Raw genomic sequence first — 21,306 nt, forward strand, 5'->3', positions numbered from 1 at the left:
GTTGCCCCCGACCCCCGCACGGATCACCGCCGTCGACACCTATGACATCCGCTTCCCCACCTCGCGGGAGCTGGACGGGTCCGACGCCATGAACCCCGACCCCGACTACTCCGCCGCCTACGTCGTCCTGCGCACCTCGGCGGGCGGCCACGAGGGGCACGGCTTCGCCTTCACCATCGGCCGGGGCAACGACGTCCAGGTCGCCGCCATCGACGCGCTGCGCGAGCACATCGTCGGGCGTTCCGTCGCCGAGCTGTGCGCCGACCCCGGCACCTTGTACCGCGACCTCATCGGCGACAGCCAGCTGCGCTGGCTCGGCCCCGAGAAGGGCGTGATGCACATGGCCATAGGCGCCGTGGTCAACGCCGTCTGGGACCTCGCCGCGAAACACGAGGGCAAGCCGGTCTGGCAGTTCCTCGCCGACGCCGATCCCGTATGGCTGGCCGGCCAGGTGGACTTCCGCTACCTCAGCGACGCCCTGACCCCGGACGAAGCCGTGGAACTCCTGCGCAAGGGCAAGCAGGGCGCCCCCGGCCGGGCTGCCGAACTGCGGCGGCGCGGCTACCCCGGCTACACCACCTCCCCGGGCTGGCTCGGCTACTCCGACGAGAAGCTCACCCGCCTCGCCCAGCAGGCCGTCACCGACGGCTTCACCCAGATCAAGCTCAAGGTCGGCGCCGACCTGGCGGACGACATCCGCCGCTGCCGCGCCGCCCGCGAGGCGGTGGGACCGGACATCCGGATGGCGATCGACGCCAACCAGCGCTGGGACGTCGGCCAGGCGATCGAATGGACGAAGGCGCTCGCGGAGTTCGACCCCTACTGGATCGAGGAGCCCACCAGCCCCGACGACATCCTCGGCCACGCCGCCATCCGCCGCGGGGTCCACCCCGTCAAGGTCGCCACCGGTGAGCACGTGCAGAACCGGATCGTCTTCAAGCAGCTCCTCCAGGCCGGAGCCATCGACGTGCTCCAGCTCGACTCGGCCCGGGTGGCCGGGGTCAACGAGAACCTCGCCATCCTGCTGCTGGCCGCCAAGTTCGGCATCCCGGTCTGCCCGCACGCGGGCGGCGTGGGCCTCTGCGAGCTCGTCCAGCATCTGTCGATGTTCGACTACGTGGCCCTCACCGGCACCACACAGGACCGGGTCATCGAGTTCGTCGACCACCTCCATCAGCACTTCCTCGACCCGGTGGTGATCGCCGACGGCGCCTACCGGGCACCCACCGCGCCCGGCTTCTCCGCCGCCATGCACCAGAGCACCATCGACACCTTCAGCTACCCGCACGGCACGTTCTGGGCCGCCGACGCGGCCCGGGACCAGCCCCGCAACGACGCGGAGGACCACGGATGACCAGCACCCTCGCAGGACTCACCGCCCTGGTGACCGGTGGCGCCTCCGGCATCGGACTCGCCACGGCCGAACTGCTCAGTGAGTACGGAGCGGACGTCGCCGTCCTGGATCTCGATCCCGCCGCCGTACGGGCCCCCTTGCGGGGTTTCACCGCCGACGTCACCGACGACGACTCCGTACGCTCGGCCGTCGAGGAGACGGCCCGGCAGCTCGGCGGGATCGACATCCTGGTCAACAACGCCGGCACGGGGGCCGCCGGGACCGTGGCGGACAACCCGGACGAGGAGTGGGCCCGCGTCCTGGACGTCAACGTACTGGGCATCGTCCGCGTCACCCGCGCCGCCCTCCCGTACCTGCGCCGCTCCGCACACGCCGCGGTCGTCAACACCTGCTCCATCGCGGCGACCGCGGGCCTGCCGCAGCGCGCGCTGTACTCGGCCAGCAAGGGCGCGGTCCTCTCCCTCACCCTCGCCATGGCCGCCGACCACGTCCGCGAGGGCATCCGCGTCAACTGCGTCAACCCCGGCACCGTGGACACACCGTGGGTCGGGCGGCTGCTGGACGCCGCCGCGGACCCGGTCGCCGAGCGCGCCGCACTCAACGGCCGTCAGCCCACCGGCCGCCTGGTCACCGCCCAGGAGGTGGCCGCCGCCATCGCCTACCTCGCCTCTCCGGCCGCCGGCAGCACCACCGGTACGGCGCTCGCCGTCGACGGCGGCATGGCGGGCCTGCGCCTACGACCGGAGCCGCAGGCATGACCCCGCGTGAGCGCACGCTCGGGCGCAGCGCCGTGCGCGTAAGTGAACTCGCCTTCGGCGCGGCGGGGATCGGCAACCTGTTCACCGCGGTGAGCGACGACCAGGCCGCCCAGGCCGTGGCCGCCGCCCGGGAGTCCGGTGTCCGGTACTTCGACACCGCGCCGCACTACGGCCTTGGCCTGTCCGAGCGGCGGCTCGGCAGGGCACTGCGCGACCTGCCGAGGGCCGAGTACACCCTGTCCACCAAGGTCGGAAGGCTGCTGGAGCCCGCCACGGCCGGCGGTCAGGGCCCCGGTGACGACCTCGCCGACGGCTTCGCCGTGCCCGCGGACCACCGCCGGGTCTGGGACTTCAGCGCCGAGGGCGTGCGCCGCTCCCTCGATGACAGCCTCGAACGACTCGACCTCGACCGGATCGACATCGCCTATCTCCACGATCCCGACGATCACGCCGAACAGGCGCTCGACCAGGCCTACCCGGAGCTGGAACGGCTGCGCGCCGAAGGGGTCCTCGGTGCCATCGGCGTCGGCATGAACCAGACCGGGCTGCTCACCCGTTTCATCCGTGACACCGACATCGACGCCGTCCTGCTGGCCGGCCGCTACAGCCTGCTCGACCAGCGCGGACAGCGCGAACTGCTGCCGCTGGCCGCCGAGCGGGGCGTGGGAGTCGTCATCGGCGGCGTGTTCAACTCCGGTCTGCTCGCCGACCCGCGTCCCGGCGCCACCTTCGACTACGCCACCGCGCCCAGCGACCTGGTGGCACGGGCCCTCGACCTCAAGAGCGTCTGCGAGCGGCACGGCGTGCCGCTGCGTGCCGCGGCGCTGCGCTTCCCCTTCGGGCACCCGGCCGTCACCAGCGTCCTGGTCGGCGCCCGCAGCGCCGCCGAGGTCGAGGACGCCGCCGCGCTGCTCCACCATCGCGTTCCGGCCGCGCTGTGGACGGAACTCAAGGAGCGCGGGCTGCTCCCCGCCGACGTGCCCACCCCTCCGGAGGCGGACTGACACGCACTCACCTTCGCCCCCGCCGTCCGCGGCCGGCGCGATCGATACTTGGGCAGTCGGCCTGCGGCGCCTGGCGGGCCGAGGGCCTCGGGCCCCGCGCCGACCGCGCACTGGACGCATTCGGTCTGCGGCGCTGCTGTTCGACTCCGGCCGACCGGTGTGCACCCTGGAGGCCGACCACGCGACGGTCGTCGGGATCGCCGAGGCGCTCACGGACTCGCGCGGGCCTCAGAGAAGGACGTGGTGTTCGGACGCAACGTGATCCACGTCCACGGGCCACAGGTCACGGGCAGGCCGACGGCCCCGAGTGATCGGTCACCCACGGTTTCTGCCGGGGCGGCCCCGGGTAACAGCGGCCGCATGAACCTGCGTGCGGCCGACGGCCCCAAGGGGCAAGGGGAACAGTCGCGGAGGGCCGGCCCGAGCCGCGTCGGCTGCTCCGCACGGCGCGTCCGGCCCGTACCCCCGGCCGACGGAGTCACCCCGTCCCGACCGCCGTGCGATGTCGCACGGACCGGATGGGAGACTGCCGCGGCCGGATAGGCCCCCGGTGGGGCGTGGCTGACCCTGATGGGCATGACCAGCCTCACCGCCAAACCGGCCGCCGTGCCCCCCGCCGGGATCACCCCCGAAGCCATGCGGGCCACCATGGGCTCCTTCTGCTCAGGCGTTGTCGTCGTCACCGCGCTGGGCGGCCGGCGGGGCGCCGAACCCGTCGGCTTCACCTGTCAGTCCTTCATGTCGCTCTCGCTCACCCCGCCGCTGGTGTCCATCAGCCCGGCCCGAACCTCCACGACCTGGCCCCGCATCCGCGAGGTGGGCCGGTTCGCCGTCAACGTCCTCGCCGACGACCACGCCGAACTCTCGGGGCAGTTCGCCCGGTCCGGGACGGACAAGTTCGCCGGCGTCGGCTGGCAGCGCTCGCCGAACGGCTCACCCGTCCTGGACGGAGTCATCGCCTGGGCCGAGTGCAGCCTGTGGCGCGAATACGACGGCGGTGACCACACGATCGTGATCGGCGAGGTCACCGCCCTCGACCACGACGCGGAACGCAGCCCCCTGCTGTACTACCGCGGCTCCTACCCGCGCGCGGACTGGCGGGCCTCCTGATGAGCGCCCCCGACATCGCCGGAGATCCCCTCAAGGTCGCCGCGGTACTCGCCGGCCCACACGGAAGCGGGACGACAGCGGCCGCCGTCGACGCGGTTCTCCACGGTTGCCGTGCCGCGGGTGCTCTCACCTCCGTCACCGACCTTCGCGGCGGACAGGCCGAGGGATTCGCCGCCGCGGTGGACGCGGTCGAGTCGGCGGACGCGATCGTGTTCGGTTCACCGACCTACCGGGCCACGCACACCTCGCTGCTCGCCGCGTTCCTGGAACACGTCGAGCGCGGCGGACCGCACGAGACCCGGGCTCCGCTGCGAGGAAAGGCGGCGGCCGTGGTGATGACCGGTGCGGCCGCCGAACACTTCCTCGCGACGGAGAAACTGCGCGCCACACTCGCCTCGTTCTACGGCGTCCAGGTGCTCTCTCCCTCGCTCTTCCTGACCCGCGCGGCATTCGGTCCGGACAGGTCACCGACCCCGGAAACCTTCGAACTGGCAGCCCTGCACGGGCGTGCGCTCACGGATCTCGCTGCCGCGTGCCGGGCGAGCGCGACCATCCCCCGGCTCAGGCCGCTCGTCTGATCCACGGCCAGGCCGGCGTCACCGGACCGCGCGGTCGGCGAGCGGCTCATCAGTACCCCCGGGCTGTGCGGTCCACGTCCCACTGATCTCGAACGAGCACGGAGAAAGCGTAGATGTCCACGACCGTCGAAATCGTCGAGGTCGGCCCTCGTGACGGCCTCCAGAACGAACGCAGGCCTCTCGATGTCGACACCCGGGTGCAGCTCATCAAGCGGTTGATCGGCCAAGGAGCCCGCCGCATCGAGGCGGTCAGCTTCGTCCGGCCGGACCGCGTTCCGCAGATGGGCGGCGCGGAAGAGGTCATGGCGGGCGTGCCGCAGATGCCCGGCGTCTCCTACATCGGCCTCGTCCTCAACCGCCGTGGCGCCGAACGAGCCGTGCGGACCGCGTGCACCGAGGTGAACATCGTCGTGCCTGTCACCGATGAGTTCTCCAGGAGGAACCAGAACCTGTCCGTCGCGGAGATGCTCGATCACGCGGCGGCGGCCTCGCAGGTCGCCCGCGGCGCCGGGCTGCGGGTGAGTGTGACCCTCGCGGTCGCGTTCGGCTGCCCGTTCTCCGGTCCCGTCGCCACGGACGAGGTCGCGCGGGTGGTGCAGCGCGCGGTCGAGATCGAACCGGACGAGATCGCGTTCGCCGACACCATAGGTGTCGGAGTTCCCCGCCAGGTTCGTGCCCTGGCCGCCCTGGCGGCCGGGGACGACCGCGTCCGAAAGCTCCGTTTCCACTTCCACAACACACGCAACACCGGCTACGCGAACGCCGTCGCCGCCGCGCATCTGGACCCGGCTGCCGGGGCCGTACCCGGTGGAGTGATCGCGCTGGACGCCTCGGTCGGCGGGTTCGGCGGCTGTCCCTTCGCGCCCTCGGCCACCGGCAACATCGCGACCGAGGATCTCGCCTATGTCCTTCGTGGCGAGAAAGTCCCCGTGGCAGACCCCGGGCTCCCCGACATCGACGGCCTCGCCCGGGTCGGTTCCTGGCTCGGCGAGCAGCTCAAGAGCGTGCCGCAGGGAATGCTCGCTCGGGCCGGCGACTTCGGTCCGCGTGTCCGCGCGGTCGACGAGGAAGGCGCCGAGAAGTGAACTCCGCAGCGCACGACCCGGACCGTCCCCGTGACCCGGCGGGCGAGCTGCCGCTGGCAGGCACACGTGTGATCGAACTCGGCAACTACATCGCCGCTCCGACCGCCGGCCGCCTGCTGGCCGACTTCGGCGCCGAGGTCATCAAGATCGAACGGCCCCGCACCGGTGACGAACTGCGCAACTGGCGCCTGTTCGCGGGTGACACCTCGATGCTGTACCGCACGATCAACCGGAACAAGAAGTCGGTCGAACTCGACCTGCGCACCGAGGACGGGCGCGCCACAGTCCTGGAGCTGGTGTCCCGCTCCGATGTGCTCATCGAGAACTTCCGCCCCGGCACCCTCGACAAGTGGGGTCTGACCGCAGCGGCCCTGACCGCCGCCAACCCCGAGCTCGTCGTCGCACGTGTGTCCGCCTTCGGTCAGACCGGTCCCCTGGCCCAGCGGCCCGGATTCGCCGCGGTCGCGGAGGCGTACGGTGGGATGCGGGAACTCGTCGGCGAGAGCGACCGGCCGCCGTCTCGCGTCGGGGTGTCCATCGGTGACTCGGTCGCCGGCCTCTATGCGGCCTTCGGGATCGTCATGTCGCTGCTGGACCGCACCGTCCGCACGAGCCGCGGCCTTCGGCCGTGGACGCCCGTCGACCGGCACATCGACGTCGCGCTCCACGAGGCGGTCTTCTCGATGATGGAGTCCCTCGTCCCCGACTACTCCGCCCATGGCGTCCTCAGGGAACGCTCGGGGGGCCGGGTGCACGGCATCGCCCCCTCCAACGCCTACGTGTGCGCCGGCGGTGAAGCGGTCGTCATCGCCGGGAACGGCGATTCCATCTTCGACCGCTTCATGGCGGCGATCGGCCGCCCCGACCTGCGTGCCGACCCGGATCTGGCGACCAACGCCGGCCGTTGGGCCCGACGCGACGAACTCGACCGGGCCATCGAGGCATGGACGCGCCGGCATCCCCGTGCCGACGTGCTTGCCGCCCTGACGGCAGCCGATGTGCCGGCCGGTCCGATCCACACCGCGAAGGACATCATCGACGACGCGCAGTTCGCCGCCCGCGACATGGTGCAGACCCTGCCGGTCGACGTCGCCGGCGAGACACGCCACGTCGCGTTCCCCGGCATCGTGCCGGTGCTCGGCCGGCGGTCGGTCCCGGTCGCCCACCCGGGTCCGGACCTCGGTGCACACACCCATGAAGTGATCGCCACACTCCTGGAACGGCCGTGCGGCTGCCGGGCCTGCCCGGACACGACGGCCGAGCAGTGCGCCCCTGACCTGATACGACACCCACGAAAAGACAGCGCACCGTCATGAATGACACCTCACCGGCCGCCACCACGGACGCGACCACTCCCGCACACCTCGCGGACAGTACGGAACTCGCCGCACTGCGTGACATCTCCCGGAGGGTGCTGTGGCTCTCGGCCGCCATCGTGGACTCCGCCAACCGGGGCCGCCCGAACACGACCGGCATCAAGGTGGGCGGGCACCAGGCGTCGTCCGCGTCGATGGTCGACATCATGGTCGCCCTGTGGTTCCACACCCTGACCGACCTGGACCGGGTGTCGGTGAAACCACATGCCTCGCCGGTCCTGCATGCCATCAACTATCTGCTCGGTGACCTCGACCCGAAGTATCTGACGATGCTGCGCGCCAAGGGCGGCCTGCAGTCCTATCCGTCTCGTATCAAGGACCCCGACACGGTCGACTTCTCCACCGGTTCCGTCGGCATCGGCGCGACCGCGGCCCTGTGGGCGGCCGTCTCGCACCGCTACCTCGCCTCCCGGTTCCCTGACACCCCGCCCGCGGGGCGGTTCGTGAGCCTGCTCGGTGACGCCGAGCTGGACGAGGGCGCCGTCTGGGAGGCCGTCGCCGACCCGCAGGTGTCGGGCCTGGGCGAGTTGCTGTGGGTGGTCGACCTGAACCGGCAGTCGCTGGACCGGATCGTGCCCGACATCCAGATCGAGCGGCTGCGGGGTATGTTCGCCGCTGCCGGCTGGCAGGTCGTCGTACTGAAGTGGGGCCGCGTCATCAGCGAGCTGTTCGCGCGCCCCGGAGGGGAGGAGCTGAGGCGCCGTCTCGAGGAGATGCCGAACGAGGAGTACCAGCGGATGCTCCGGGTCGACTCCTGCGGGATCGCCGACCGCATCTGCGGCGCGACGGGCTCCGCGGACCTCAAGGGGCTGCTGGCCTCCCTGACCCCGGACGAGCTGGCGGCCGCGGTGCGTGACCTCGGCGGACACGATCTCGGGCTCCTGGTCGACACGTTCGACACCGTGGACGCGCATCGGCCCACCGTCGTGTTCGCGTACACCGTGAAGGGGCGTGGGCTGCCGACCGAGGGCCACCCGAACAATCACTCCGCACTGCTGACCGAGGCCCAGATGCGGGCGCTGGCGGCGTCGTGCGGCACCAGCCTCGAAGACCCCTGGAGCACGTTCGGGACCGGCACGGCGGCGGCGGAGCTGTGCGCCCGGCGGGGACAACTGCTGCGGCGCTCCCCCTGCGCCGCGGACCCGCCCGTCGCGGTGCCGACGTCGCTGGGACACCCGTACCGCAAGGCGTCCTCGACCCAGGCCGCGCTCGGCCGGCTGCTGGCCGACCTGGTCCGGGACGCCCCGGAGGTGGCTGCCCGGGTCGTGACGTGCAGCCCAGATGTCGCGTCCTCGACGAACCTCGGCGGCTGGATCAACAAGACCGGCGTGTGGTCGGCCTCGGAACGGTTCGACTGGTTCGCCGACGACGCCGAACGTGTCCTGCGGTGGTCGGAGGTCCGCAGCGGACAGCACATCGAACTCGGCATCGCCGAGGTGAACCTCGTCTCGCTCGCCGGTGAGCTGGGCGCGACCTGGTCCCGGTGGGGCCGGCGGCTCATCCCCGTCGCGACGCTGTACGACCCGTTCGTGTCACGTGCGCTGGAACCGTGGAGCTACGGCATCTACGCCGGCGGGCAGTCCATCCTGGTCGGCACTCCGTCCGGCGTCACGCTCGCTCCCGAGGGCGGTGCCCACCAGTCCGTCACCACACCGTCCATCGGTCTGGAACAGCCGTCGTGCGTCGCCTGGGAACCGGCATTCGCCCATGACCTCGAATGGTGCTTCCTGCACGCGATGAGCGAGGTCGGTGTCCCGGGCGGCACGTCCGCCTACTTCCGGCTCTCGACACGGCCCATCGACCCCGCGCTCGCCCGGGTCCCGCAGGACCCGGCGCTGCGGGAACGACGGCACCGGCAAGCGGTGGCCGGCGGCTACCGGCTCAGGACGGTGCCCCCGGGAGAGGAGCAGGTCACCCTGGTCGGCGTCGGTGCGATCATGCCGGAGGTCATCGCCGCCGCCGACGCGCTGGACGGCATGGGTGTCACGGCCGGGATCGTCTGTCTCACCAGCCCCGATCTGGTGTTCCGGTCGTTCCAGCAGCGTGGGGCACGCACGGTCGGCGGTGGCTCGGACATCGTCGACGAGCTGTTTCCGCCGCACTCCGCGGCACCCCTGGTCACCGTCCTGGACGGCCATCCCCACACCTTGTCCTTCCTCGCGGGGGCCCGTGGGGACCGGATTCGGTGCCTGGGTGTGAGCGACTTCGGGCAGTCCTCGGATCTCACCGATGCCTACCGGCTGCATGGCATCGGTACCGACGGCATCCTCGATGCCGCGCTGACACTGCTCGGCCGGTGACCGACCGCCGGACCCGGAGCGCCACACGTTGCGGGAGGAGTCCGCCGCGACGCCGCGCCGAGCCCCACCGCGTCAGCGGCTCTGCGGGGATATTCGCCCGCTGTTTCCGGCTATTTACGGCACGGCCGCACACCTACACTGGCCAGCACTCGCCACGCGGTCGATGTGCGCGATGGGAGGTCCCCATGGAATTTCTGGTGTCTGCCCCGGTGATCGCGACACAGAGCCTGGACGAGGCACGTGAAGCGGTCACCCAGATCTATCTGCCGCACGATCTTGTCGGCCCCCAGGACGCGATGGACATGCGCCTGAACGCCGTCTCGGACCGGCACATGACCTTGGGCTATCTCACCTACCAGGCCGAGGCCGAGCTGACCATGCCGGCGACCGAGGACTGCTACCACGTCAATCTGACCGTCGTCGGTGAGACACGGGCCTCCCGCAGCGACGGCGGCCGCGAATACACCGCGGCCCATGAGCGGGGGGTGGTGCTGTCCCCCGTGCTGATGAACCGGGTCCGGTGGACCCCCGAGGCCGAACAGCTCATTCTGAAGATTCCGAGAACCAGCTTCGAATCGCATCTCTCGGCCCTGCTCGGACAGCCGGTCACCGAGGTCATCGATTTCGACTTCGGTCTCGACCTCACCACCGGTGCCGGACGTGCCCTGCTGCGGTCGGTGCAGTTCCTCGCGTCCGAGCTGGACAAGCCCGCCGGGCTGGCGGACATGCCCCTCGCCCGTGAGCAGTTGGAGGCATATGTCCTTACCTCACTGCTGCATGCCGGCCGCCATCAGTTCAGCGACGCACTGGCCGGAAGCGAGGGAACGCGCCGTCTCGGCCGCCTCTCCTCGGTGGTCGCCTACATAGAAGCGCACGCGGACCGCGAGTTGACACCGGAGATTCTCGCGCGGGTGGGCTGCGTCAGCGTCCGTACCCTGCACACCGCGTTCCAGGACCGGCTCGGTGAGTCTCCGATGGCGTACGTACGCCGCATCCGGTTGAGCAAGGCCCGAGCCGAACTGCTGCGCAGTGACCCCGAGACGACTCGGGTCGCGGACGTCGCCATGCGGTGGGGATTCATTCACCAGTCACGCTTCGCCCAGCAGTACCGAGACCGGTTCAACGAGCTTCCCTCGGCCACGCTCCAGCGCTGACCCCGCTTCCGCCGTGCCCGCGCACATCTGCCTCTCCAGGTGTGCCCACGGCCGGCCAACTCCGCACTGAACGGCCCTTACCCGGCCGCCTGCGGATAGGAGCGAGCCACCGCCCGTTCCTAGCGTGGCGCGTGACGTCCACGACCCTCTGACCCGACCCCGGGAGACGGCATCATGGCTCATCCCTCCTCCGCTCTTGAGACGTTCAGGCTGTTCATCAACGGCACGTCCATCGACGCGATCTCCGGAAAGACCTTCGAATCGCTCAATCCCTATACCGGGCAGCCGTGGGCGACGATCGCCGACGGCGGGCCTGAGGACATCGACCTCGCCGTCGCGGCGGCACGCACCGCCTTCGAGGGCGAGTGGGGCGCCAAGAGCGGTTTCGAACGCGCCGCCATCATGCGCGACCTCGCCACCGCCATCACCGCCAACGCCGAGCGGCTCGCACTGCTGGAGGTGCGCGACTCCGGCAAGCTCATGCGCGAGATGCTCGGCCAGCTCAACGGCCTGGGCACCTGGTACACCTACTACGCGGGGCTCGCCGACAAACTCGAAGGCAAGACCGTGCCGGCGCTCAGCCCCCAGAGCTACTTCGGCTACACGGTGCGGCACCCCGTCGGGGTGGTCGGCGCCATCACACCGTGGAACAGCCCCCTGCTGCTGCTCACCTTCAAGCTCGCGCCGCTCCTGGCGGCAGGGTGCACCTGCGTGGTGAAGCCGTCCGAACACTCACCGGCCTCCACCGTGGCGTTCGCCGAGATCCTCACCGAGGCCGGCCTGCCTGCCGGTGTGCTGAACGTCGTCACCGGCTGGGACCGCTCGACCGGTGAGGCGCTCGCCGCGCACAGGGGGGTCGACAAGGTCGCGTTCACCGGCTCGACCGCGACGGGGGCGAAGGTCGCGCAGGCCGCGGTCGCGAACATCAACAAGGTGACGCTCGAACTCGGCGGAAAGTCGCCGCAGATCGTGTTCCCCGACGCCGACCTGGACGCCGCCGCGAACGGACTCGTCGCCGGGGTCTTCGCAGCCACCGGGCAGACCTGCATGGCCGGGTCCCGGCTCATCGTGCACGAGTCGGTGCAGGACGAGTTGGTGGCCAAGATCGTCGACCGTGCCAACGCCATCAAGCAGGGCGATCCCACGCGGCCCGGCACCGAGATGGGCCCGGTCGCCAACCGCCCCCAGTTCGAGAAGGTCCTCGGCTATCTCGAAGGGGCGAAGGCCGAGGGCGCGGTCATCGCCTGCGGTGGCGAACCCAACGCCGAACTCGGCGGCTTGTTCGTCCGTCCGACCGTGGTGCTGGCCGGCCCCGACAAGACGATCGTGCGCGAGGAGGTGTTCGGTCCGGTGCTCGCCGCCTACCCGTTCACCGACGAGGCCGAGGCCATCGCGCTGGCCAACGACACGCCGTACGGCCTGGCCGGTGCCGTATGGACCAAGGACGTGCACCGGGCACACCGGGTCGCCGCCGCCGTGCGCGCCGGCACGGTCTGGATCAACGCCTACCGGGTCGTCACCCCCAACATGCCCTTCGGGGGCTTCGGGTTGTCCGGCATCGGCCGTGAGAACGGCACCGGGGCCGTCGACGAGTACCTGGAGAACAAGTCCGTCCTGGTGGAACTCACCGGCGGAACCCGCGACCCGTTCACGATGGGCTGACCGAGCCCGTGGTGTCCCCGGCACGGCCCGTCCCGTTCAGCCGTGCCACCCCCTGCGAGCCGAGCACGGCTCTTCCGTGCGAGGCGAGTTCCAGAGAACCAAGGAGACAGACATGACCACGCTCACCGCGAACGAAAGGCTCGGGCTCGCCGGCACGGACCCGCGTCCCGACGCCGAGACCACGCCGGCTCAGGACCGCGGGGAGACGAACCCCCTGCTCAACGACCAGCCGATGAAGCTCGGTCTGTTCGGCACGAACTGTTCGTACGGCCTCATCATGTCCCACGCGCCGTCGTCGTACGAGATCACGTGGGAGCACACGAAGTCCATAGCGCAGCAGGCCGACCGGATGGGCCTGGAGGTCATGGTTCCGGTAGCTCGCTGGAAGGGCTTCGGCGGTTCGACGAACTTCAACGGCAACTGCTTCGAGACCTATACCTGGGCGGCCGGCATCGCCGAGGCCACCGAGAACATCGCGGTGGCGGCGACCTCGCACCTGCCGACGGTGCACCCCATCGTGGCGGCCAAGGCCGCGACCACGATCGACCGGATCTCCGCCGGCCGGTTCACGCTGAACCTGGTCATGGGCTGGGTGCCGCCGGAGATGGAGATGTTCGGCGGCGAGCAGCGTCAGCACGACGAGCGGTACGCGTTCGGCCAGGAGTGGATCGACTACGCGATGCGTCTGTGGACCGAGCCGGGCAGCTTCGACGTCGCCGGCGCGTACTTCGAGGGCCGGGACGTGGAGGCCTACCCGAAGCCCCACCAGGGTCCGCACCCGGTGCTGCTCAACGCGGGCAACTCACCCGCGGGCATCGACTACTCGGCCCGCAACGTCGACATCAACTTCGCCAGCCTCGACACGCTGGAGAACATCAAGGCCTACACCGAGAAGGTCCGCGGCAGAGCCCGCAGCGAGTACCACCGCGACATCGACGTGATGACCTACGGCCTGGTGGTCGTCCGGGACACCGAGAAGGAGGCCAGGGCCGCCTTCCAGCAGGTCGTCGACGAGGGCGACTGGGGTGCGGCGGGCAACGTCATCAAGATCGCGCTCTCCGGGGCCAGCCAGTCGTTCGACCACGCCAGGGAGCTGTCGGAGCGCTTCATCGCCGGCTGGGGCGGCTACCCGCTCGTCGGCACCCCGGAGCAGGTCGTCCAGGGCATGAAGGAGCTCAACGAGGCCGGCATGGGCGGCATGATCATGGGGCTCATCGACCCGAACGAGGAACTGCCCGTGTTCAGGGACCAGGTCCTGCCGCTGATGATCGAGGCAGGCATCCGCCACTGACCACGGCCGGACCGGCGACCGCACCGGCCCCCAACACGACGGACGGGGGCCGGTACCGCTGTTCACCGGCACGTCCGGCCGGGTCCTCCGACGTGGCGCCGGTGATCCCGCCCTACCCTCCCGCTTCCGGAGCGGCCGTGCTCTGCCGGACGACCAGCTCCGGGGTGGGGGCCTGCACGAAGCGGGGTGCGGCGCGTTCGGTCATCTCCCGGATCAGTTCGCCGGCCGTGAGCGTGCCGAGGGCGAAGGTGTCCCGCGTCAGCGCGGTGAGCGGAGGATGCGCCATGGTGGCGAGCACGGAGTCGTCGAACGACACCATGGACACCTTGCCGGGCACCGGGATGCCCATCTCGGTGGCCACGCCGAGTCCGGCGACCGCCATGACATCGCTGTCGTAGATGATCGCGGTGTGCCGGGGGTCCGCCGCCTCCAGCAGGTTGCGGGTCGCCGACGCGCCCTGGGCGTCGGAGTAGTCCGTGGCGATCGACGTCACCTCGATACCGAGTGAGTCACGTACGTCCGCGACGGCTTGCAGCCGGCGCTGCGTGTGCTGGTAGGCCGTGATGCCGCTGACGTGGCCGATCCACCGGTGCCCGAGCCCGGCCAGGTGGCGCAGGACGCTGATCATCGCCGTGTGGTCGTCCACCCAGACACTGGTCAGCGGCATGGGATTGCCGTGGCTGCCCAGGACGACCGCGGGGATGCGCAGGCCGGCGACGAGCTGGGGCCGGACGTCGTCGACGGTGAGGTCGAGCAGGACGAGTCCGCCGACCCGGCGCTCCGCCGCCCAGCGCCGATAGACCGCTGTCTGGCTCTCGGTGTCCTCGACGATGAGCAGTTGCGTGGCGATCCCCTTGTTGGACAGGCAGGACTGCAGGCCGGAGAGGAAGTGCACGAAGAACGGCTCGACGCCGAGCGTACGGGCGGGGCGGGCGACGACGATGCCGACGACGTCGCTGGTCGCACCCTTGAGCGCCCGTGCCGCCAGGTGCGGGCGCCAGTTGAGTTCTTCCGCGACGTCGAGGATGCGTTTGCGGGTCGCGTCGCTCAGACCGGGGCGCCCGTTGATCGCGATGGAGACGGCCGAGACCGAGACGCCCGCCAGCCTCGCGATGTCGGTGCTCCGCAGGCGCGCCGGTGGTTCCCCGGCGTGCGCAGGGCCCGGTTCGCCCGAGCCAGGTCCCGGCGGGGCCGGCTTCTCCGGTGACATGAGCCCTCCTGCTCTCAGGACGCGTGAGCGTTACCCAAACGTTGCAATACGCGGCGCTGACTGACGCACTAAAACGTACTAGCCTGCCGCTACTTGCCGATAGCACTAAAACGTATTAGTCACCCTGTCGCTTCTCCTTTGGGAGAGGAATCAACCATGCACAACCACTTCAGCAGGACGCTCGAGCGGCTCGATCGCGTGCGCCGGGACCGGATCCTCCCCCGCGTCCACACCCATCTGTCGGACGTCGAGACAGCCGCCTGGGCAGTCGGGGACGACGGCGAGCCGGTGAGTCCCCGGCACGCTCTCGGGCTGACGCCGGACCCGCTTCGCACCTGCCCCGACTACCGCCCCTTCGCGTTGGGTGACGCATGGGGTCCGCCGTGGTCCACCACATGGTTCCGGGTCAGCGGCAAGGTCGCCGCCGGGGCAACCGGACCGGTCGACCTCGTCCTGGACCTTGGCTGGTTCGACCACTCCGTCGGCGGCCACTGCGAAGGGCTGGTCTTCGGCCCGGACGGCACCATCGTCAAGGGCCTGCACCCGCGGCAGACCGCGATCCGGCTCTGCGACGAGGGTGCCGAGCGGAAACTGCTCGACGCGGACGGCCGGTTCGTGCTGTACGTGGAGGCCGCCGCGAACCCTCTCCTGCTCGGCCTGCCCCCCTTCGTCGTCACCGAGCACGGCGAGAAGGGCGCGCGGGAACCGTTCGAGCAGTTCCGGCTGCGGCGTGCCGAGGTCGCCTCCTTCTCGCCGGAGGTCCACGCCCTGCTGTGCGACCTGGACGTGCTCGGTGGCCTGGCCGCCGAGCTGACCGAGGACGAGCCGCGGCACTGGCGGCTGCTGCACGGCATCGAGCGCGCCCTCGACATCTACGACGAGCGGGACGCCGCGGCCACCGCCCTGCGGGCACGCGAGGTCCTGGCGCCCCTCCTCGCCGCTCCCGCGCACTCCACTGCCCACCGGATCACTGCCGTGGGGCATGCGCACATGGACTCGGCATGGCTGTGGCCGCTGCGCGAGACGGTACGCAAGCTGGCCCGGACCGTCTCCAACGTGCTCGCCCTGCTGGACTCCGATCCGGATCTCGTCTACACGATGTCGGCGGCCCAGCACTTCGCCTGGCTCGAAGAGCACTACCCCGAACTCTTCGCCCGGCTGCGGCACCATGTCGAGCAGGGCCGGTTCGTACCGGTCGGCGGCATGTGGGTGGAACCGGACGGAGTCATACCCACCGGTGAGTCCTTGGTGCGCCAACTGACCTACGGGAAGCGGTACTTCCACAGCCGCTTCGGCATCGAGGCGCAGGAGGTGTGGCTCCCCGACTCGTTCGGCTACTCGGGGGCGCTGCCGCAGCTGGCACGCCGGGCCGGCGCCCGCTGGTTCCTGACGCAGAAGATCTCCTGGAACGACGCCACCACCTTCCCGCACCATTCCTTCTGGTGGGAGGGCATCGACGGCACCCGGATCTTCACCCACTTCCCGCCCGCGGAGACCTACGCCGCCGAGGTCACCGCCCGTGAACTCCGGCACGCGGTCGCCACGTTCAAGGACAAGGCGATCGCCTCGCACTCCTTGCTGCCCTACGGCTACGGCGACGGTGGCGGCGGCCCCACCCGGGAGATGGCCGAGCGGCTGCGCCGCTTCGCCGACCTGGAAGGCGCCCCACGGGTGACCCCACGGACTCCGGCCGAGTTCTTCCAGGACGCGGAGGCCGAACTGCGCGAGGTCGACGCGGTGGCACGGAATCTGGCGCCCGTCCACCGCGGCGAGCTGTACCTCGAACTGCACAGGGGCACGCTCACGTCCCAGGTCGCCATGAAGCAGTACAACCGCCGCTGCGAATCCCTGCTTCGGGCCGCCGAGTACCTCAGCGCGGCGGCCACCCTCCGGCACGGCACGCCCTATCCGCGCGAGACTCTGGACGACATCTGGCAGGGCGTGCTGCTGCACCAGTTCCACGACATCCTGCCGGGAACCTCGATCAGCTGGGTGCACCGCGAGGCCCGCGCCTTCTATCACGCGACGGAGCAGCGCCTGCGCGAACTCATCGCACAGGCGGCCGGCGCACTGGGCGAGCCGAGCGACGGCGACACCGCCGGGGCGATACCGCCGTTCCGGTCCGAGCGCGCCCTGCGACCGGCGCAGGAAACAGGCCCCGTCCAGGTCACCGACGGGCAGGCCGGTGCCACGGTGCTGGACGACGGCCTGCTGCGCGTCGTCATCGACGCCGACGGTCATGTCTCCTCACTCGTCGACCTGCGCAGCGGCCGGGAGGTGGTGCCGCCCGGCAGGCGCGCGGGCGAGTTGCAGCTGTTCCGTGACGAGCCGGTGCGCTGGGACGCCTGGGACGTGGACCGCCACACCCTGCGGCACTTCCAGGTGGTGGACGACGTGACCAGCCGGAACGTGGTGCGTGCCGGGCTCGACGCCGGTGTCGAGGTCGTCCGGCGGTTCGGCGCGTCGACGGTCACGCTGACGATGTGGCTGAGGGCGGGCACCGGCCGGCTGGAGACCGAGTGCGCGGTCGACTGGCAGGAACGCGAACACCTGCTCAAGGTCGCCCTGCCGGTCCGTCTCATGGCGCGGACCGCACGGTTCGAGACGCAGTACGGATACGTCGAGCGGCCGCTTCTGGTGAACACCGAGGCGGAGGACGCGATGTTCGAGGCCGCCATGCACCGGTACATCCAGGTGGCCGACGGCGACTACGGTCTGGCGATCCTCAACGACACCATGTACGGGGCCGACGCGCGCGCCGACCGTGACTCCACCGTCGTACGGCTGTCACTGCTGCGCGGGAGCCGCTTCCCCGACCCGGACGCCGACAAGGGCCGCCACCTCTTCCGCTGGGCGCTCCTGCCGGGGGCCGGTCTGCCGGCCACGGTGGAGGCCGCCGCCCTGTTCAACGCTCCCGACATCGGAGCCCTTCCCCACCTCGAACCCCTGGTGGAACTCGACCTGTTGACCGGTCACGCGGTCATCGACTGGGTCAAACTCGCCGACGACGGCTCGTCAGACCTGGTCGTGCGGCTCTACGAGACGCAGGGCGGCCGGGCGAAGGCCCTGCTCCGCCCAGGTGCGGAAGTCGAATCGGCCGTCGTGTACGAGACCGATCTGCTGGAACGCCAACTCGTGCCCCAGGACGACCTGCCCACGGCGCTGCCCAGTTCGTCGGCCGGCACGCGCCGCCCCGCCGACGCGGCGCCCCTGGAGCTGGGCCCCTTCCAGGTGGCGACCCTGCGCATCGCCCGCTGAGACGGACACACCACATCCCATCCCGTATGAGGAGAAGAGAAATGACGTCAGTGAGAAGACCGTCCACGCTCGTCGCGGGACTCGCCCTCGGATCGGTGCTGATGACCGCGTGCGGCACCGGCGGCGACGCGGCGTCGGATTCTTCGGACGGAAAGCTGTCCGGCAGCATCACCTTCCAGACCTGGAACCTCAAGAACGAGAAGTTCACTCCGTACTTCAAGGACCTCATCGCGGCCTTCGAGAAGGACCACCCGGGCACGAAGATCAAGTGGGTGGACCAGCCCGCCGAGGGCTATCAGGACAAGCTGTCGGCCGACGCCGCGGCCGGCTCCCTCCCCGACGTCGTCGACATGGGTCCCGAGGCCGCCTACACCCTGGCGCAGGCAGGTGTCCTGCTCGACATCGGCAAGGCCGACCCGAAGGCCGAGAGCCAGTACCTGGACAAGGCGTGGCAGGCCATGACGTTCGACGGCCTCGGCGGCGGCACGTACGGCTACCCGTGGTACCTGAACACGGGACCGTCGTTCTTCAACAAGGCCCTGCTGACCAAGTGCGGGCTCGACCCCGAGAAGCTGCCCACCACCTACGACCAGCTGTTCGACCAGGCAGAGACCATGGCCAAGAGCTGTTCGGACACGACGATGATCGCCCGGATGCCCGCCATCGAGACCTTCGGCGAGTACGGCGTGCCGCTCATGGACGCCGGCGGCAAGAAGTTCACCTACAACGGCGCCAAGGGCGTCGAGTTCGTCGAGCGGTTCCGCGAGCTGTACGCGAAGAAGGGATTCAGCGAGGAACAGCTCAACAACCTCCAGACCAAGGAGGTCGAGGAGTTCAAGGCCGGACGCCTGGCCTACCTGCCCGGCAGCTCCTACACGCTGAACGACCTGAAGGAAACGGCGCCCGACGTCTACAAGAACCTGGCCATCGGGCCGCGCATCAACAACAGCGCCCCGAACATGTACATCGAGTCCCTCGTCGTCAACGCCACCAGCAAGAGGCAGGCGCTGGCCACCGCCTTCGCCAAGTATGTGACCGGCTCCGCCAACCAGCTCGTCTTCGCCAAGAAGGCGTCGGTCTTCCCGTCGTCGGCCGGGTCGCTGGACGACGCGTACTTCACCGAGGACGACGGCGACCCCGCAACCGTGGTGCGGGTGGAAGGCGCCGCCCAGGTGAAGAAGGCGGTCGTGTGGTGGCCGCCCGCGTTCTCCGGATCGGCCGACAGCGAGACGCTGCGTGAGCAGATCGCGCAGGCGCTGCTGGGCAAGAAGTCCGCGCAACAGGCCCTGGACGACTCGGTCACGTACTCCAACGAGCGTCTGGACGCGAACGGATGACACTCTCCGCCGATCGGGGAGTGTCCCTGCGGCGAGGCGGCGCCCGGCCGCCTCGCCGCAGCGAGGCCGGCCTTGCCACACATCGCTGGTTCGTGACCCCGTGGCTGTTCCTGCTGCCGGCACTGACCGTGATCGTGCTCATGGTCATCGTGCCGTTCGTGAACACCCTGGGACTGGCGTTCACGGACTCGACCCTCCTGCGGGAAGGCGAATTCGTCGGCCTGGACAACTTCCGGCGCATGTTCGACGACGAGCGGTTCACCACCGCTCTGCTGAACTCCACGCTCTACACGGTGTGCGTCGTGCCGTGCATGATGATCCTTCCGCTGATCCTCGCCGCGCTGGTGAGCGGGGCGGGACGGCTGGCGGGTTTCTTCCGCACCACCATGTATCTGCCGGTCGTGATGTCTTCCGTCGTGGTCGGGCTGATCTGGACGAACATGCTCGACAAACGAGGCCTGGTGAACGAGCTGTTCGGCACCCTGCACATGGTCGCCGAGCCCGTCCCCTTCCTCAGCGACCGATGGCTGCTGCTGTTCAGCGCGATGTTCGTCACTGTGTGGACGGGCCTGGGCTACTACATGGTCATCTATCTGGCGGCCCTGGCGAACATCGACCGGAGCCTGTACGACGCCGCGGCGGTGGACGGCGCCGGCGTCGTGCGGACCTTCCTCAACGTCACGGTTCCCGGGGTGCGTTCGACCATGGCGCTGATCTCCGTGCTGTCCTCCGTGGCGGCCTTCCGGGTCTTCGGCGAGGTCTACGTCCTCACCGGGGGTACCGGGGGGATCGGCGGCGGGGATCTCACCATGACCATGCTGATCCAGCGCGAGGGCACCGGGCTCCAGGCGCGCACCGGGTACGCGGGCGCGATCAGTCTCTTCATGTTCGTGATCCTCGGCGGGCTCCTGCTCGCCCAGCTCGCGATGCAACGCAAGCAGAGGACCCCCTGATGGCACATCCCCGTCCCGACCCGCGCACCGTGGCCCCAGCCGTCCGCCGCCGTGGGGCACATCCGGGCTCCGTGCTGCGCTACATCATCCTCACCGGCATGGCCGTCCTGCTGGCGGGACCCCTGGTGTGGCAGCTCTCGCTGTCCCTCAAGGGCGCCGGTGAGCCGCTGTACACACAGCCGCCCAAGCTGATCCCCGAACACCCCACCCTGGAGCACTTCTCCGAGGTGCTGCACCGCATCCCGGTGGGACACTACCTGCTCAACTCCCTTACGGTGGCCGCGATGGCCGTGGTCGGCAACGTTGTCGGTGCGACCTGCGCGGGCTACGCGCTGGGCAAGCTGCGCTTTCGGGGCCGGGGAGCGGCGGCCATGATCTGCGTCGCGGCGCTGCTGGTCCCGTCCGAGACCGTACTGATCTCGCAGTTCCTCCTGATCAGGTCGGCCGGACTGGTGAACACGTTGTTCGGAGTCGTCGTGCCGACCCTGGTGGCGGCGTTGAACGTGCTGCTCATGCGCAACGCGTTCAGCAACCTTCCCCAGGAGTTCGAGGAAGCCGCCATCGTCGACGGGGCCAACGCCTGGCAGCGGTTCATCCGGGTCTCCGTCCCCCAGGTCAAGGGCGTGATCACCGTTGTGGCGATCTTCGCCTTCGTCGGCTCGTGGAATGACTTCCTCTGGCCGCTGATCACCCTGTCCGACGAGGACAAGTACACCCTGACGGTCGGGCTGAACCGCTTGCGGGGCACCTTCTACGACGATCCGCGCCTCATCGCGGCCGGCACGATCATCGCCCTGGTCCCCATCGTCATCTTCTTCGCGCTGTTGCAGCGCTACTTCTTCCGCGGGTTGGAATCCGGCGGACTGAAAGGTTGAA

16 protein-coding genes are annotated in these 21,306 nt (G+C 70.1%); 15 read left to right on the forward strand and 1 reads right to left on the reverse strand.

Annotated elements, in window-relative coordinates; translation table 11 throughout:
- Position 1: 1 nt before the first annotated feature.
- From CTZ28_RS38705 to CTZ28_RS38755, 11 genes are all read left to right on the forward strand, one after another.
- Positions 2–1,354 carry an L-fuconate dehydratase gene (locus tag CTZ28_RS38705; protein WP_121894449.1) on the forward strand — a complete coding sequence of 451 codons (1,353 nt, stop codon included), beginning with the start codon at positions 2–4 and terminating at the stop codon, positions 1,352–1,354.
- The gene (locus CTZ28_RS38710; protein ID WP_121894450.1) at positions 1,351–2,112 is read left to right on the forward strand and encodes an SDR family NAD(P)-dependent oxidoreductase; all 762 of its coding nucleotides are present in this window, start codon (positions 1,351–1,353) and stop codon (positions 2,110–2,112) included. Before CTZ28_RS38705 ends, CTZ28_RS38710 begins: the two co-directional genes overlap by 4 nt.
- Positions 2,109–3,116, forward strand: a complete 1,008-nt coding sequence (locus CTZ28_RS38715; RefSeq protein ID WP_121894451.1) for an aldo/keto reductase — start codon at positions 2,109–2,111, stop codon at positions 3,114–3,116. Before CTZ28_RS38710 ends, CTZ28_RS38715 begins: the two co-directional genes overlap by 4 nt.
- A 576-nt stretch (positions 3,117–3,692) precedes the next feature.
- Positions 3,693–4,226: a flavin reductase family protein gene (locus CTZ28_RS38720; protein ID WP_259472008.1), complete on the forward strand. Its 534-nt coding sequence runs from the start codon at positions 3,693–3,695 to the stop codon at positions 4,224–4,226.
- A complete protein-coding gene (locus CTZ28_RS38725; RefSeq protein WP_121894452.1) occupies positions 4,226–4,804 on the forward strand; it encodes a flavodoxin family protein in 579 nt (192 codons plus the stop codon). The genes CTZ28_RS38720 and CTZ28_RS38725 overlap by 1 nt, the downstream gene beginning before the upstream one ends.
- 113 nt (positions 4,805–4,917) lie before the next feature.
- Positions 4,918–5,889: a hydroxymethylglutaryl-CoA lyase gene (locus CTZ28_RS38730; RefSeq protein WP_121894453.1), complete on the forward strand. Its 972-nt coding sequence runs from the start codon at positions 4,918–4,920 to the stop codon at positions 5,887–5,889.
- Complete coding sequence (locus tag CTZ28_RS38735) at positions 5,886–7,205, forward strand: CaiB/BaiF CoA transferase family protein (protein WP_121894454.1); 1,320 nt, start codon at positions 5,886–5,888, stop codon at positions 7,203–7,205. The genes CTZ28_RS38730 and CTZ28_RS38735 overlap by 4 nt, the downstream gene beginning before the upstream one ends.
- Entirely contained in the window at positions 7,202–9,565 is a 2,364-nt protein-coding gene (locus tag CTZ28_RS38740) for a transketolase-like TK C-terminal-containing protein (RefSeq protein WP_121894455.1), read from the forward strand. The genes CTZ28_RS38735 and CTZ28_RS38740 overlap by 4 nt, the downstream gene beginning before the upstream one ends.
- Positions 9,566–9,750: 185 nt before the next feature.
- Positions 9,751–10,719 (forward strand): AraC family transcriptional regulator, encoded by a 969-nt coding sequence (locus CTZ28_RS38745; protein WP_121894456.1) that lies wholly within the window; start codon positions 9,751–9,753, stop codon positions 10,717–10,719.
- Between the two features lie 174 nt (positions 10,720–10,893).
- Positions 10,894–12,381, forward strand: a complete 1,488-nt coding sequence (locus tag CTZ28_RS38750) for an aldehyde dehydrogenase (RefSeq protein WP_121894457.1) — start codon at positions 10,894–10,896, stop codon at positions 12,379–12,381.
- A gap of 112 nt (positions 12,382–12,493) precedes the next feature.
- Entirely contained in the window at positions 12,494–13,672 is a 1,179-nt protein-coding gene (locus CTZ28_RS38755) for an LLM class flavin-dependent oxidoreductase (RefSeq protein ID WP_121894458.1), read from the forward strand.
- A gap of 112 nt (positions 13,673–13,784) precedes the next feature.
- On the opposite strand, the gene CTZ28_RS38760 is transcribed toward CTZ28_RS38755, so the two are convergent.
- On the reverse strand, positions 13,785–14,882 hold the full coding sequence (locus CTZ28_RS38760; protein WP_121894459.1) for a LacI family DNA-binding transcriptional regulator: 1,098 nt from the start codon (positions 14,880–14,882) through the stop codon (positions 13,785–13,787).
- Between the two features lie 156 nt (positions 14,883–15,038).
- Between CTZ28_RS38760 and CTZ28_RS38765 the strand changes: the two genes are divergently transcribed.
- From CTZ28_RS38765 to CTZ28_RS38780, 4 genes are read left to right on the forward strand one after another with little or no spacing between them, the layout of a single operon-like run.
- On the forward strand, positions 15,039–18,140 hold the full coding sequence (locus CTZ28_RS38765; protein WP_121894460.1) for an alpha-mannosidase: 3,102 nt from the start codon (positions 15,039–15,041) through the stop codon (positions 18,138–18,140).
- Positions 18,141–18,181: 41 nt separating this feature from the next.
- The gene (locus CTZ28_RS38770; protein WP_121894461.1) at positions 18,182–19,477 is read left to right on the forward strand and encodes an extracellular solute-binding protein; all 1,296 of its coding nucleotides are present in this window, start codon (positions 18,182–18,184) and stop codon (positions 19,475–19,477) included.
- Positions 19,474–20,430 carry a carbohydrate ABC transporter permease gene (locus CTZ28_RS38775; protein ID WP_121894462.1) on the forward strand — a complete coding sequence of 319 codons (957 nt, stop codon included), beginning with the start codon at positions 19,474–19,476 and terminating at the stop codon, positions 20,428–20,430. The genes CTZ28_RS38770 and CTZ28_RS38775 overlap by 4 nt, the downstream gene beginning before the upstream one ends.
- A complete protein-coding gene (locus CTZ28_RS38780) occupies positions 20,430–21,305 on the forward strand; it encodes a carbohydrate ABC transporter permease (protein ID WP_121894463.1) in 876 nt (291 codons plus the stop codon). The genes CTZ28_RS38775 and CTZ28_RS38780 overlap by 1 nt, the downstream gene beginning before the upstream one ends.
- The last annotated feature ends 1 nt before the right edge of the window (position 21,306 follow it).

It is taken from the genome of Streptomyces shenzhenensis, assembly GCF_003688995.1.
GTDB lineage: Bacteria > Actinomycetota > Actinomycetes > Streptomycetales > Streptomycetaceae > Streptomyces > Streptomyces shenzhenensis_A.